The sequence below is a fragment of the Corynebacterium sp. p3-SID1761 genome (assembly GCF_055862885.1).
In genome coordinates this window covers 19,952-33,057 of sequence record NZ_JBSQBJ010000021.1, presented here as the reverse complement: position 1 = coordinate 33,057, position 13,106 = coordinate 19,952, and the positions used below count along the sequence as shown (strand labels likewise).

The following is a 13,106-nucleotide window of genomic DNA, read 5'->3' as shown; positions in this document are numbered from 1 at the left end:
CCTTGAAGCCCTAACCGCCTAGAATTAAACCAGTCCAACTTTCGGGGGCCAGTTCACTGTCAAGCGGGGCTGTAAGAGTTTGTGCGCCTGGGGAGACTTGAACTCCCACGTCATAAGACACTGGAACCTAAATCCAGCGCGTCTGCCAATTCCGCCACAGGCGCAAAAAGAACGCGGATAACCGCGCTTCCCCTTTTATGCTAGCAAGCGAGCCAGCATAAAAAGAAATTAGGTGGATTAAGTGGATTAGGTGGCACAGCCCTGACGGGTAGAATGTGGCTCTGTGAACGAACACTCCGAGGTAGACGAAACAACTCACCCGTTTCCGCTGCGCGTTCGCATTATTCAAATCATCTTCCTAGTGCTCGCGGTGATCGCCACCTTGCTGCTGGCGTGGTGGCAGTGGAGCCGTTGGCAATCTAATGGCGGTAGCTTCCAGAACTTGGGATATGCCATCCAGTGGCCAATCTTTGGCATCTTCTTCGTCGTGGCGTACCGCAAGTACATCCAATACGAAAAGGAGCGGCTGCAGGGCGACATCTCCCCTGCTGCTCCTACTCAGCCGACTGATGAAATCACCGAGGTACCGCAGGACTTCCTGCAGGCTGAAGGAGCCGAAGACGTATTTGTGGATGATAGGCGTAAGCAGGCGCGTATGAGGGCGTCACACAACGGGGCGTACGAGGGCAATGCCGGTAGTGACGGCAGCGACAGTAACGAACAAGAAGCAAAGAAAGAGGGACGCTAAGCAATGAGCAACGAGCAGACGACGGCGATTCACCCGGAGCGTCGCGCGCGGGTGGCGAAGTCGCTGAAGGTGTACTCCGTGGCGGCGGTCGTGACCGGTATTTGGCTGCTGATTCTGGTGGCCGAGATGATCCTTAAGCGCTTGGTGCTGGGCGCCGACAATACTCCGGAGTGGTTTAGCTACATCGGCCCGGCGCATGGCGTGGTGTTTATGATCTACGTGATCTGCTGCCTGGATCTGGGCACGAAGGCCCGCTGGGAGCCCACGAAGTGGCTGACCACAATGCTCGCGGGCGTGGTACCTTTCCTGAGCTTCGTCGTGGAGAAGAAGCGCCGCGAGGAAGTTAAGGCGACTTTCCACCTGGACTAGCTTCCAGGTGCAGGCTGGGCGGTATGGTGCGTCCCCCGACGCACTGCGCGGCTATTCGACCAGCGAGGTCTCCACTGCGACTGCGTCGATCTCCTCGTCGGTAGGCACGGGCGCACCCATGGCGTGTGGCTCGGCTTCCGGCTTCTCCCACTCAGATTGCAGGCACGCCAGGATCGCGACCGCAGCCGCGCGCGTAGAGACTTGGAGGGTGGAAAGGTCCGGCAGGAAACCCGGGTTGTGGTTGGTGGGGATGTCGATATCCAACCGCCCGGCGGCCTCGGCACGCTGCCACTGGCGGCGTGGGGTAATGCCGATAGTCCACAGCATGTAGGGGCAGCCAAAGGACTTCGGGATCACGGAGAAGTCCTCGGAGGCGGTCCAAGGCTCCATCTCTAGGGAATCCTCACCGAAGGAGCTGTCGAAGTGGGGGCGGACAACGTCATAGACCTCGGGGGCGTTGTCGGTAGCACCCAGCAGGCCGACGAATTTGAAATCCGGCTCGCGGTCGGCGCCGGCTCCCATGGCCTCGGCGCGTACCACGCGCTTGATCGCATCCACACACTTTTGGCGCAGCTCCTCGTCGTAGAAGCGGCAGGAAAGAGAGATTTTCGCGGAATCCGGGATCACGTTATTCGCCTTGCCAGCTTCCACCGAGGCGACGGTGATCACAGCGAATTTATTCGGCGGCACCTCGCGGGAAACAATCGTCTGCAGCTTCATCACTGTCGACGCCGCCAGCACCACCGGATCCACAGATCGGTGCGGCATGGAAGCATGCGCGCCGCGGCCATAGAGAGTGATTTCGATAGTGGTGGAGGAAGTCATCACCGGCCCCGGTGCGGAGTACACATGCCCCGCTGGCCCGGCCACAATGTGCTGTGCCAGGCATACATCGGGGCGGGGAATGATGCGCCCCAAACCGTCGGAGACCATCTTGTGCGCACCGATTGACGCCTCTTCCGCCGGTTGGAACAATGCCACGACCGTACCGGACCAGTGTGCGCGTTCTTCGTCGAGAATGCGCATAGCGCCTAAAAGGCTGGTGGTGTGCTGGTCGTGGCCACAGGCGTGCATGGTGGCCACGCGCTCACCGGAGGCGTTGAGCTGCGAATAAGTGGAGGCATAGTCCACGCCGGTTTTCTCCGCTACGGGCAGGCCATCGAAATCGGCGCGCATCAGCACCGTCGGCCCTTCGCCGTTTTCCAGCACAGCGGTGATGCCGTAGCCGCCGATTTTGGTTGTGATCTCCCAGTTCGGGAAGGCTTCCAATTCCTTGGCGATCGTCTGTGCGGTCACTTCCTCTGCGCCCGAGAGCTCAGGGTGCTGGTGGAAGAATTTGTAGACGTCCTCCAGCCAACTGAGGTCAGCTTGCGATCCGGCCACAATGCCGCTGGGGCTGGTGGGGCTGAAGGTGGCCTGGTCGCTGTCAGTGCCGGGGGCGGTCACGCGGAGGAGTCCTTTCACTAGTTAGTTGTTCGGGCTTGTGCCTTGCCCCATCATACGTGGCTTAACCCCGCTTCCGTGACGGGCGAGGCTACATCTTTGCGGAACTTTAATCCGCTAGTTGCGCCAGGATTTCCACCAGTTGACGCAGGGCTTTACCGCGGTGGGAAACCGCATCCTTCTGCTCCGCCGTTAGTTCGCCCGCAGACTTGCCCACTAGCTCTTGTTCCTGGCCCACTGGCAACTCGTCGGGTGCGAACAACGGGTCATAGCCGAAACCACCCTCACCCTGCTCGGCGCGCAGCACGCGCCCGTACCAGCGACCTTCCACAGCGTATTCGGTCTCCATGCCACGCTCGGCCGCCACTTCAGCGGGTAGTTGCAGCATGCAGGCGGATACGAAATGCGCCCCGCGCCGCTCGTCCGGCACATCGCCCATCTGCGCCAACAGAAGGTCATTGTTTGCTTTGTCGTCGCCATGACCACCGGACCAGCGGGCGCTCAGCACTCCTGGCATCCCATTGAGCGCATCCACGGCCAGCCCGGAATCATCCGCGATGGTTGGCAGGCCCGCGTGCCGCACGCCGTCGTTAGTCTTGATTCGCGCGTTGTCCGCGAACGTCGCGCCGGTCTCCGGGGTCTCTGGGTATTCCGGCACATCACCCAGCCCCACTAGTTCGACGCCGGTTACGTTTGCCGCTTCCAGCATGCGGTTCAGCTCGGCCAGCTTCTTTTTATTCCTTGAGGCAACCAGTACTCGCATGGCTACTCCTCCCCTGTCGCTTGTCGTAATCCTTTAGAGCGATTCCTTAGAGCTTCTGCGCCAGCGCCGCTCGCTGCGCCTCAATGAGTTCCCGGAGGCCACCTTCAGCCAAGTCCAGCAACGTATTCAGCTCTTCGCGCGTGAACTCCGCAGCCTCGCCGGTGCCCTGGATCTCCACGAACCGTCCCTCAGCCGTCATCGCCACATTCATGTCCACGTCCGCCCGAGAGTCCTCCTCATACGGCAGGTCAAGGCATGGAACGCCATCGATGATGCCCACGGACACTGCCGCGACAGGTGCGCGAAGCGGTTGCCCGGGTACGACGCCCCTCGCTTGCAACACCGCCAAAGCATCAGCCAGCGCCACATATGCGCCAGTGATGGCTGCGGTACGAGTACCACCGTCGGCCTGCAGAACATCGCAGTCGATATTGACTGTGTTTTCTCCCAGCTCCTTCAGATCCACGGCGGCGCGTAGCGCGCGGCCGACAAGGCGGGAGATTTCCTGGGTACGCCCCTTGACTTTGCCCTTCATGGACTCGCGGGGCATACGCTCGTGGGTAGAGGCTGGCAGCATGGCGTACTCGGCGGTCAGCCAACCTTCACCGGAATCCTTCTTGAACCGCGGCACGCCTTCCTCGACGCTGGCGGTGCACATCACGCGGGTGTTGCCAAATTCCACCAACACGCTACCTGCGGGGTTGCTGGTGAATCCTCGAGTGATACGCACCGGGCGAAGTTCATTGGTGGCACGACCGTCAGCGCGGGTGAAGTTGCTTGGGTTGTTCTCTGCGTTGGAGTTCGTCATGGGGCTTTAGTTTACTAGCTGCCCCGGACGGGCTACTCCCCTATGGTGAGGCGCATACCCGGGCGAGCAACCAGGATCTCTCCGTCGTAGTGGCGGGCAGCGCCGCGGACTGCGCCCTCTGCGTCTCCCCACGGCGGGATGTGGGTAAGTACCAGCTTGCCGACTCCGGCAGCCTGGGCAGCGCGGCCTGCGTCCTCGCCGGAAATGTGCATACCGGTGGGCTGGCCTTCGGAGTTTTCACCCCAGGTGGCTTCGCAGAGGAATACGTCTGCTCCCGCTGCGATGTGGGCCAGGTTGTCGGTCCAGGCAGTGTCCCCCGAGTACACCAGGGAGTTACCTGCGTTGTCTTCCACGCGCAGTAGGTAGGCCTCCGTGGGGTGTACGGCGGTGGCTGCGTAGATCGTAAATGGCCCAATGGGGTGGGCTGGATACGTGCTGGCGTCAAAAGGCCCTTCGCCGACGTTATAGGTGGCGATATCGAAAGTATCGGTGAAATCATCGGGGTTTTCGGGTGCATCGGCGCCAGCGGCGGAGAGGTGCTTGCAGGCGATGGCAGGGCCGAGTAGCTGGTGACGGTGTGGCGCGGGCGCGGTGGGGTGGAATCGACGCCAGACCAGCAATGATGGGAAGTCTAGGCAATGGTCGGCATGCATGTGGCTAAAGGCGACATGGCACGCGGAAGGGTCGATCCCTTCGGCGCGTTGCATTGCGCTGAGTACGCCGGGGCCACAGTCAAGGAGGACGTCGGCCGTGGCGGGAGGGGTGCTGTGCTTAGTTGTGCGGGCAGCCGTTTGGCGGACAATGTAGCCCGACGCGGCGCTGTCGGGTCCCTCGACGCTTCCGGAGCATCCCAGCACTACCAGTTCCATAGCTTGTCATTCTGCCACGAAGAGGTGGTGAATGTGTGAAAGGGCGACCACCGTGGTGTCGGTGGTTCTTGCGTGCACGCCTACTCCTCTGCATAATCGCGGCAAGCCATCCGGCATCATCGCAAGGGCTGACACCGCCGCTAACTCTTGGTCTGTTCTCTCTTAGCGCACCATTTCCGGAATCTGCGACACAGAAGTGATCGCAGGCCCCAAGAACCGGCCAGCCAACTTCGCGAACCTCTGGGGATCGCCTGTCGACTCAAAGGAAAGCTCTACGGCACGCCCAGGGTTCTCATCAGCCAATAGCCCCTGTTCCGCTAACGTTCGATAAACAGTCTTCGCTGTTTCTTCCGCACTATTAATCAGCGTGACATTATCCCCCATCACCAGCTGCACCACCCCCGCAAGCAGCGGATAGTGCGTGCACCCCAGCACCAATGTATCCACCTCCGCCACCTTGAGTGGCTCTAGGTAGTTTTCCGCCAGCCCCATCAGTTGCCGTCCGCTGGTCATTCCGCGCTCCACGAAAGGCACAAATTGCGGACAGGCCTGCGCGTACGCCTCCACTCCTGGAATCGCAGCAAAGAGATCCTGGTAAGACCTACTGCTCACCGTCGCCTGGGTGCCAATAACACCGATTTTTCCATTGCGAGTTGCCGCTGCTGCGCGCCGCACCGCGGGCAAAATCACTTCAATGACGGGAATGGAGTATCTTTCTCGCGCATCTCTAATAAACGCCGACGAAGCAGAATTACACGCCACCACAATCATCTTGCAGCCTCGCTCTGCCAATTTATCCGCAATCCTGATCGATAATTCTCTCACCTGCGCCAGCGGTTTATCCCCGTACGGCGAGTTCGCCGTGTCACCGATGTACACCAGGTTCTCATGTGGCAAAAGATCCACGATCGCCCGTGCGACCGTCAAGCCACCGACTCCCGAATCAAACACACCGATCGGCGCATTGTTCGCCGGTTCTGCTCCGCGTTCCGAAGCTCCTACCATGAACTCAGCCACGTTCCTTATCCACCTCGAACCACATCACGCCAGCTCTGCACCCCGAAGGCTGTCTCTGCCGCCAGCACCGCATGCACAATCGCCCGTTCCACAGTGTTCGCCACTGTGGCCGACAACATACTCATAGCGATATCGTCTACGGCCGTCCCCTCCCCAGTCGCCATCGCAAACAGCGTATCGCCATCCATCGGCATATGGGCAGGTCGAATAGCCCGCGCAATCCCATCATGCCCGGCCAGCGCCAACCTCTTCGCCTGCGCCTTCGTCAAAGGCGCGTCCGTCGCCACCACCCCGATTGTCGTATTGAGCCTCGGCGCCAGCATCTCTTCCGTTATCTTCGTGCCGAGCACGTTCCGGTTCTTTAGTCTTTCGACGCCCTCAGCGCCCACCGCCCCACCATCAACGAGGCCGTCCACGAGTCCGTAGCGTGCGAATTCTCCATCCAACTCTGCAGAAACACCCCACGGGATACCGGAGACCGGATCAAAAACTGCCCCCTGTGGGTTCACCACAATGCCAACTGCCACAGTCACCCCGGCTAAAGGAGTATCTGCAGGGAATACCGCACTGGCCTGCCCAAAACCGCCTTTAAGCGCACCTGCGGATGCGCCCAACCCCGCCCCGACATTGCCATTTTCCGCTATGTCGCGTGTGTCCACTGCCTCCACAACATCAAGTGCCGCCGCCGTCGCTACAACCCCCGTAGCCGCATCCGGCCGAGAATCCCAGCGCCCCAGAAGCAGATCAAAGATCACTGCTCCCGGCACAATCGGCACCAATTTGTCCGGGTGCTCAGGCCCCAGCACAGGAAAGCCAATTCCTCTGCGCTCTAATTCGGCCATCGCCCCCGTGAGGGCGTCAAGACCAAAGGCAGAGCCACCACAAAGACCAATAGCGTGCACGGCCTGCACCGTATTGTGGGGCTCCAAAAGATCTGTCTCCCGGGTGCCCGGGCCGCCTCCCCGCACATCAACGCTGGCGGTGGCGGACTTCGGCGCAACAATCATGGTGACGCCCGAATCGCCGGCACCGTCCTCGCACACGGCGTGCCCCACTCCAATGCCTGCTACATCAGCTAAGGAATTTGTGGGCCCGGGCGTGCAGCCAAAGAGTTCCACACTCATTGTTCGCCCATCATCGCCGAAAGCAGACTGTCTTGGTGGTACCCCAGCCAATCCAGGTAGTTCTGCGCAGCCATTGCCTGGTCGGAGTTTTCGCCCTCGCCTATCAGGTCCTTCTTGAACTCCTCAAACTGCGCCGAGTGGTACAGGCGAATATCGTTAATCGCACTCAGCCACGGTTGAACCTCATCCTGCGTCAACGAGACATTTACGGAACCATTGGGTCCCAGGTAGTCCACCACAAAGCGCAGGTTCGTCAGCTTCGACTTGATGATTTCCGTCTCGTTCAGCTGGCGAGTCAGGGCTGCATCCCCTTCGACTTCCTCGTCGCCTTCGCGAAAGAAGCTCGGCAGCAGCCGCGCCAACCCCGGATCTTTCGGGGCATCGGAGTGCCCGCTGGCCATGCCCGTCAGCTCCGCCAGCTCGTCCTTCGGCGCCGTCCGAGCGCGCTCCATCAGCTTGTCGGAAACCGCCACCGCCGAATCACCTAGCATCTCGCGTTCGAGTGGCTCTAGCTGCGTATTGAAGCGCGTACCACGCAACAAACTGCTCTTCTTCGTCCACGGCTCCATGGTGTTCTTCCTTCTTTCTTTGTGACGCCTACCCGTCCGCCCGCTGCATCGTCGCCCACAGCCCGGCGGTCTGCAGTTTCTTTACGTCCCCCTCAACCTTGTCCCGTTCACCGGAGCTCACCACGGCTTTCCCCTCGGTGTGCACCTGCATCATCAGCTCGGTGGCACGCTTGCGCGAATAGCCCAGCACCGTCTGGAAGACATAGGTCACATAGCTCATCAGGTTCACCGGATCGTCCCAACAAATGCACATCCACGGCAGGTTGGGCTCCGTTAGTGTCTCAGGCAATTTGTCCGCTACGGGCGTAGCGGCGGGAGCAGCTGGAGAAGTCATAGTTCCCAGAGTACCCACATTGGCTGTCTTCGCTGCCGGGTCCGTGGACAAGCGTGGACTAGCATGGAGCGGGTGAACGATAACACCACAGAAACCACAGGGTCCCGCACCCGCTCGTCCGCACTGCTGACGGACAAGTACGAATTGACCATGCTCGAGGCGGCCATCCTCGATGGCACGGTGAACCGCAGCTGTACCTTCGAGGTCTTCACCCGACGCCTACCCAACGAGCGTCGCTATGGCGTGATCGCAGGTACCGCTCGCGTTCTCAGCGCGGTACGCGACTTCGTGTTCACCGACCAACAGTTGGATCGAATTGACTTCCTACGGGACGAAACCCTGGAGTATCTGCGTAATTTCCGGTTTTCCGGCCACATTGATGGCTACCGGGAAGGCGAACTGTACTTCCCACACTCCCCTGTACTGACGGTGCGCGGAACGTTCGGCGAATGCGTGATCCTGGAAACGGTAATCCTATCCATCCTGAATATGGACTCCGCTGTCGCAAGTGCCGCTACCCGCATGGTCACCGCCGCGGGCGAGCGTCCGATTATCGACATGGGCGCCCGTCGTACCCACGAATACGCAGCGGTCACCTCCGCGCGTGCTGCTTACCTGGCTGGCTTTGTGGCGACCTCAAACATGGAGGCTGCGCAGCGTTATGGCATCCCTGCCTCCGGCACTGCGGCGCACGCGTGGACCCTGCTGCACACTCGCCCTGACGGAACGCCAGACGAACTTTCCGCCTTTAAAGCGCAGGTCGCTGCACTCGGCACCGACACCACCCTGCTGATAGATACCTATGACATCACCCAAGGCGTGGACAACGCCATCGCCGCAGCCGGCACCGAGCTCGGCGCCGTGCGCATCGATTCCGGTGATCTCGGTGTGCTTACCCGGCGCGTGCGCCGCCAGCTAGATTCGCTTGGAGCAACTAACACCAAGATCGTTGTGTCCTCCGACATGGATGAGTTCTCCATTGCCGCGCTGCGCAGCGAGCCTGTGGATTCCTTTGGCGTCGGCACCTCGGTGGTTACGGGATCCGGTGCACCGACCGCTGGATTGGTCTACAAGCTTGTGGAGGTCGACGGAGTGCCCGTCGCCAAGCGCTCTCGCGGCAAGGCCAGCCTGGGCGGGGCGAAGGACGCTGCACGTTTTAGCCGCCCGTCCGGCACTGCTGTGGAGGAAGTCACCTTCCCCATGGGTAGCGAGCTGCCCCAAGCTGATGGACTTAACAGCACCCAATTAACCATCCCGATGGTTCGCGATGGCGAGCTGGTGGAAGGGCTGCACACCTTGGAAGAGTCCCGCGCCCACTGCGCCCAGCAGCTCGTGTCTCTGCCGTGGGAAGGCCTTGCCCTCACCCGTGACGAGCCCGCCCTGCAGGTACGCCACATCAAGGCTTAAAGGTTCGCATGACCTCCAACGTCCTCGACCTGCTGGGCCTCGCCGTCGCCGACCTCGGCGGGGCTCCGCGCCCCGGACAGCAGAAAATGGCCACCGCCGTAGCCGATGCGATAGACAAGGAACACCACCTTGCGGTGCAGGCCGGCACCGGTACCGGTAAGTCCCTGGCCTATCTGATCCCCAGCATCGCCGCGGCCATGGATTCCGCGTACCCCGTTATCGTCTCCACCGCGACGATCGCTCTGCAGCGCCAGCTCGTGGAACGTGACCTACCACGCCTGGCTAAGGCTCTCGAACCGGAGCTTCCCCGCCCTTTGGAGTTCGCTATCCAAAAAGGGCGTGGCAACTACTTGTGCCTCAACAAGGTCTCCAATGCACAGACCGATAGCGGCGTGGAGGAAGCCGAAGAATCCCTGCTGGATCGCTCGCAGCTCTCCGCCACCGGTGCGCAGGTCGCCCGCCTGCACGAATGGGCAGGAGAAACTGAAGATGGCGACCGCGATAACCTTCCCCAAGGCGTGAGCGACCGTGCTTGGCGCCAGGTCAGTGTCTCCTCCCGCGAATGCCTCGGTGCTACTCGCTGTCCCTTTGGAGAACAGTGCTTTGCTGAGCGCGCCCGGAATCGCGCCGCAGACGCCGACATCGTCGTCACCAACCACGCCTTGCTGGCGATTGACGCTCTTGTGGACGCCCCCGTGTTGCCTGATCACGACACCGTCATCGTGGACGAAGCCCACGAACTAGAAGACCGTATTACCTCCGTCGCCACAGCGGAACTCTCCCCCACCTCCATCGCCGTGCTGGCGAAGCGCGCTGCGAAGTTGACAGTGTCCGGTGCCGATGCCGCAGGGGATGCCCTAGCCGAAGCAGGTGACAGGTGGACTGAGGCGCTGAAGACGGAGACGGCGGCGTCCAAAAGCAACGACCGTTTCGGCACGGGCATCGAGGGGCGCTGGACGGGGGTGCCGGAGAACCTACAGGTGCCGCTCGCAGCCCTGCGAGATGCGGCATGGAAAACGAACCGACAGGTCAGCGGCATTCCCGCATCCGAGTTTGCGAATGATTCGCAAAAGGCCGCCGAACGGCTGGCGGTGATTGTGGCGACCGAGGAACTCAACGATACGTGCGTGCGGATCCTCAATGCCTCTCGCGTCGGCGAGGGTACTGATGATCCCCAGGGCGAGGACAGCACGACCGCTGAGGATCTCCTCGGCGAAGACGTGGTCTGGTACACAGCTGATCCCGGCACGCATGATCCAAAGCATGTGGTGCGCGTTGCCCCGCTGAGCGTAGCGGACCTGCTGCGCCAACGACTTTTTGGCCGCAACACGGTAATCCTCACTTCGGCCACGCTGGCTCTGGGAGGAAAGTTCACATCCATGCTGGCTCGCTGGGGACTTCCCAAGAACACCGCCACGCTAGATGCCGGCACGCCCTTTGATGCCCGCACCCACGGCATTCTCTACGTCGCCCGGCATCTGCCACCACCGGGGCGCGACGGCGCCAGCGATGCCTCCGTAGACGAAGCCGCCCAGCTCATCAACGCCGCGGGCGGACGCACCCTGGGGCTTTTCAGCTCCAGGCGCGCTGCCGAAGACATGGCCGACCAGCTGCGCACGGTGGTACCCTACGACATCCTGCTGCAAGGTGAGGATTCGATGTCCACGTTGGTGGAGAAATTCCGCAAGAACCAGTCAGCGTGCCTCTTCGGCACTCTAGGGCTGTGGCAGGGTGTGGATGTACCGGGCAAGTCGCTTTCCCTTGTACTCATCGACCGCATCCCCTTCCCCCGACCCGACGATCCACTTCAGCAGGCTCGGCAAGAAGCTGCCGACCAACGCGGTGGCAGCGGCTTTATGGAGGTTGCAGCGAACCACGCAGCTCTACTTATGGCTCAGGGCGCTGGCCGACTGCTGCGTTCGGTCGACGATCGCGGTGTGGTAGCAGTGCTGGATCAGCGCCTGGAGACAAAACGCTACGGCAGCTACATACGCCGTTCCATGCCAGATTTTTGGTACACAACAAAAGGCGACACAGTGCGGGGTGCACTGCGCCGCCTTGTTGCGGACTAACTGGCTGGCGCCAGCTATTTCCTCAGGCTAGGTCTTAGGCCAGGTCTGCGCTGTCGTCGCCAGCTGGTGCCGGCTGGTCTGCGCCGCCGCCGAGCAGGTCATCGATGGTCGGGGCAACGTCCTCGGTGTATACGTCCTCGGAGGACTCGTATACGCCATCGTTGTCGTAGTCGTGAACCTTGGAGTCGCCGATGCCGTCGAAGTCGTTGTCCAGCAGAGCCTCGTCGGTCAAGCCGTCGTTGTCGATGTCCTCGTGCGCCTGGTCGACCCGACCGTCGGCATTGGTGTCTAGGTAGACAGTGTCACCCTGGTCGTCGCCGTCGGTGTCCAGCTCAACAGTGTCGATCTTGCCGTCGTTGTCGCTGTCGTAGGTAATGCCGTCAGAGAGGCCGTCGCCATCCAGGTCTACGTACTCCCCGCCGTCCGGAGCGGTTTCGCCTGCGCCGGTGGACTGCAGGTTGGAGCTACCAGCTGCACCTGCAGCGTCTGCCGGTGCGTCGCCCTCGGAGGCCTCCTTCGGTGCTTCTTCCTTAGGGGCATCTTCCTTCGGCGCCTCTTCCTTCGGCGCCTCTTCCTTCGGAGCAGCAGCTGCATCCGGTGCTGCCGCCGCTTCCGGAGCTGCACCCTGCGCTTGCGTCTGACCAGCCGGCGCGCCGGCGCCACCCGTGGAGTTCCAGATGTCGTCGCCTACGGCCTTCTGTGCTGCGGTCGGAGCACCCTCACCGTAGGAGCCGTCGATGATGCCATTCTCGTCAGAGTCATACTCAGAGTAGTCGGAGATCCCGTCGCCGTCGGTATCGTAACCAACGCTGTCAACCTTGCCGTCGCTGTCGTAGTCGTAAGCAGTGACGTCGTATTCTCCGTCGGCGTTGGTGTCAAACTTCACGTTGTCGGTCGCACCGTCGCTGTCGTAGTCGGTTGCCTTGGTGTCCATCATGCCGTCGTTGGTGGTGTCCGATTCCACGTGGTCGACCACGCCGTCACCGTCAATGTCCTGGTAGACCGTGTCGACGATACCGTCCTGGTCGTAGTCCATCTCCGCGCGGTCGGTCACCTTGTCGCCGTCCTTGTCGTAGACCGTGCCATCCGGGCGACCGTCGCCGTTGATGTCTACCTGGTAGGTGTCCTTCTCGCCGTCACCGTTGGTGTCCTGTGCACCGACGATGTTGCCCTCAACCATGTTGCCGTTAGCGTCCAGTACGTCCCAGCGGCCCAGGGAGTGCTCCGCGCTGCCAGCGTTGCCGGGGGTGGTCATGCCGTTGTTGTTGCCGGTGTTGCCGTTGTTCAGGTTCTCGTTGGACATTGTGTGTGTTTCCTTTCAGTATCTGTAGCCGGGTGCGTGGCTTGCAGTGTTGCTCTTAGTATCCTTCAGGCTCTTTCTCGCTGCCTGTCGGTTATTGAATGGCCAACCCCCAGCAGATGTTCCTTGGGGGTATTTGTTCTGGACGCCCCCTCACCCCAAATCCACTGTTATCCCTGCTCTTCGACCATTTCCTGCAATTGAATCCGAAACGTAATTTCGGGGGTAATAACAAACAACCCGAACCTTGCAGATTCCCGAAGCCATAGTTTGTCGGCATACT

At 61.2% G+C, this 13,106-nt stretch carries 13 protein-coding genes and 1 tRNA gene; 4 read left to right on the top strand and 10 right to left on the bottom strand.

Annotated elements, in window-relative coordinates; translation table 11 throughout:
- Nucleotides 1-82: 82 nt before the first annotated feature.
- Nucleotides 83-164 (bottom strand) — tRNA-Leu (locus ACWXWJ_RS09245).
- Nucleotides 165-283: 119 nt separating this feature from the next.
- On the opposite strand from ACWXWJ_RS09245, the gene ACWXWJ_RS09240 reads away from it, so the two are divergent.
- Together ACWXWJ_RS09240 and ACWXWJ_RS09235 are read left to right on the top strand one after the other, a co-directional pair.
- The gene (locus tag ACWXWJ_RS09240; RefSeq protein ID WP_293791850.1) at nucleotides 284-748 is read left to right on the top strand and encodes a hypothetical protein; all 465 of its coding nucleotides are present in this window, start codon (nucleotides 284-286) and stop codon (nucleotides 746-748) included.
- 3 nt (nucleotides 749-751) lie between these two features.
- Nucleotides 752-1,117, top strand: coding sequence for a DUF3817 domain-containing protein (locus ACWXWJ_RS09235; protein WP_473964211.1), 366 nt, complete (start codon nucleotides 752-754; stop codon nucleotides 1,115-1,117).
- A 51-nt stretch (nucleotides 1,118-1,168) separates the two neighbouring features.
- On the opposite strand, the gene ACWXWJ_RS09230 is transcribed toward ACWXWJ_RS09235, so the two are convergent.
- The 8 genes from ACWXWJ_RS09230 to clpS all read right to left on the bottom strand — a co-directional run bounded on the left by ACWXWJ_RS09230 (nucleotide 1,169) and on the right by clpS (nucleotide 8,044).
- Nucleotides 1,169-2,563 (bottom strand): amidohydrolase, encoded by a 1,395-nt coding sequence (locus tag ACWXWJ_RS09230; protein ID WP_448307413.1) that lies wholly within the window; start codon nucleotides 2,561-2,563, stop codon nucleotides 1,169-1,171.
- Nucleotides 2,564-2,669: 106 nt separating this feature from the next.
- Nucleotides 2,670-3,323 carry a non-canonical purine NTP pyrophosphatase gene (locus tag ACWXWJ_RS09225; RefSeq protein WP_473964210.1) on the bottom strand — a complete coding sequence of 218 codons (654 nt, stop codon included), beginning with the start codon at nucleotides 3,321-3,323 and terminating at the stop codon, nucleotides 2,670-2,672.
- 46 nt (nucleotides 3,324-3,369) lie between these two features.
- Nucleotides 3,370-4,131 carry a ribonuclease PH gene (gene rph, locus ACWXWJ_RS09220; RefSeq protein WP_473964209.1) on the bottom strand — a complete coding sequence of 254 codons (762 nt, stop codon included), beginning with the start codon at nucleotides 4,129-4,131 and terminating at the stop codon, nucleotides 3,370-3,372.
- A gap of 32 nt (nucleotides 4,132-4,163) precedes the next feature.
- Nucleotides 4,164-5,000, bottom strand: a complete 837-nt coding sequence (locus tag ACWXWJ_RS09215; protein ID WP_448307419.1) for an MBL fold metallo-hydrolase — start codon at nucleotides 4,998-5,000, stop codon at nucleotides 4,164-4,166.
- 162 nt (nucleotides 5,001-5,162) lie between these two features.
- Nucleotides 5,163-6,005 carry a glutamate racemase gene (murI, locus tag ACWXWJ_RS09210; RefSeq protein ID WP_473964212.1) on the bottom strand — a complete coding sequence of 281 codons (843 nt, stop codon included), beginning with the start codon at nucleotides 6,003-6,005 and terminating at the stop codon, nucleotides 5,163-5,165.
- A 17-nt stretch (nucleotides 6,006-6,022) separates the two neighbouring features.
- Complete coding sequence (locus tag ACWXWJ_RS09205) at nucleotides 6,023-7,141, bottom strand: P1 family peptidase (protein ID WP_473964208.1); 1,119 nt, start codon at nucleotides 7,139-7,141, stop codon at nucleotides 6,023-6,025.
- Nucleotides 7,138-7,710, bottom strand: coding sequence for a DUF2017 domain-containing protein (locus tag ACWXWJ_RS09200; protein ID WP_293791860.1), 573 nt, complete (start codon nucleotides 7,708-7,710; stop codon nucleotides 7,138-7,140). Before ACWXWJ_RS09200 ends, ACWXWJ_RS09205 begins: the two co-directional genes overlap by 4 nt.
- Nucleotides 7,711-7,738: 28 nt before the next feature.
- Entirely contained in the window at nucleotides 7,739-8,044 is a 306-nt protein-coding gene (gene clpS / locus ACWXWJ_RS09195) for an ATP-dependent Clp protease adapter ClpS (RefSeq protein WP_011273166.1), read from the bottom strand.
- Nucleotides 8,045-8,107: 63 nt separating this feature from the next.
- Between clpS and ACWXWJ_RS09190 the strand changes: the two genes are divergently transcribed.
- Both ACWXWJ_RS09190 and ACWXWJ_RS09185 read left to right on the top strand, forming a co-directional pair.
- Nucleotides 8,108-9,451 carry a nicotinate phosphoribosyltransferase gene (locus ACWXWJ_RS09190; RefSeq protein WP_473964207.1) on the top strand — a complete coding sequence of 448 codons (1,344 nt, stop codon included), beginning with the start codon at nucleotides 8,108-8,110 and terminating at the stop codon, nucleotides 9,449-9,451.
- An 8-nt stretch (nucleotides 9,452-9,459) separates the two neighbouring features.
- Nucleotides 9,460-11,523 carry an ATP-dependent DNA helicase gene (locus tag ACWXWJ_RS09185; RefSeq protein ID WP_473964206.1) on the top strand — a complete coding sequence of 688 codons (2,064 nt, stop codon included), beginning with the start codon at nucleotides 9,460-9,462 and terminating at the stop codon, nucleotides 11,521-11,523.
- 34 nt (nucleotides 11,524-11,557) lie between these two features.
- Here ACWXWJ_RS09185 and ACWXWJ_RS09180 read toward each other — a convergent pair whose 3' ends face one another.
- Nucleotides 11,558-12,826: a hypothetical protein gene (locus ACWXWJ_RS09180; RefSeq protein WP_473964205.1), complete on the bottom strand. Its 1,269-nt coding sequence runs from the start codon at nucleotides 12,824-12,826 to the stop codon at nucleotides 11,558-11,560.
- Nucleotides 12,827-13,106 lie beyond the last annotated feature (280 nt).

Coding starts and splice junctions, on each gene's coding strand:
- ACWXWJ_RS09235 (WP_473964211.1), top strand. CDS start 752: ATGAGCAACGAGCAGACGACGGCGATTCACCCGGAGCGTCGCGCGCGG.
- ACWXWJ_RS09225 (WP_473964210.1), bottom strand. CDS start 3,323: ATGCGAGTACTGGTTGCCTCAAGGAATAAAAAGAAGCTGGCCGAGCTG.
- rph (WP_473964209.1), bottom strand. CDS start 4,131: ATGACGAACTCCAACGCAGAGAACAACCCAAGCAACTTCACCCGCGCT.
- ACWXWJ_RS09215 (WP_448307419.1), bottom strand. CDS start 5,000: ATGGAACTGGTAGTGCTGGGATGCTCCGGAAGCGTCGAGGGACCCGAC.
- murI (WP_473964212.1), bottom strand. CDS start 6,005: ATGGTAGGAGCTTCGGAACGCGGAGCAGAACCGGCGAACAATGCGCCG.
- ACWXWJ_RS09205 (WP_473964208.1), bottom strand. CDS start 7,141: ATGAGTGTGGAACTCTTTGGCTGCACGCCCGGGCCCACAAATTCCTTA.
- ACWXWJ_RS09200 (WP_293791860.1), bottom strand. CDS start 7,710: ATGGAGCCGTGGACGAAGAAGAGCAGTTTGTTGCGTGGTACGCGCTTC.
- clpS (WP_011273166.1), bottom strand. CDS start 8,044: ATGACTTCTCCAGCTGCTCCCGCCGCTACGCCCGTAGCGGACAAATTG.
- ACWXWJ_RS09190 (WP_473964207.1), top strand. CDS start 8,108: ATGGAGCGGGTGAACGATAACACCACAGAAACCACAGGGTCCCGCACC.
- ACWXWJ_RS09185 (WP_473964206.1), top strand. CDS start 9,460: ATGACCTCCAACGTCCTCGACCTGCTGGGCCTCGCCGTCGCCGACCTC.
- ACWXWJ_RS09180 (WP_473964205.1), bottom strand. CDS start 12,826: ATGTCCAACGAGAACCTGAACAACGGCAACACCGGCAACAACAACGGC.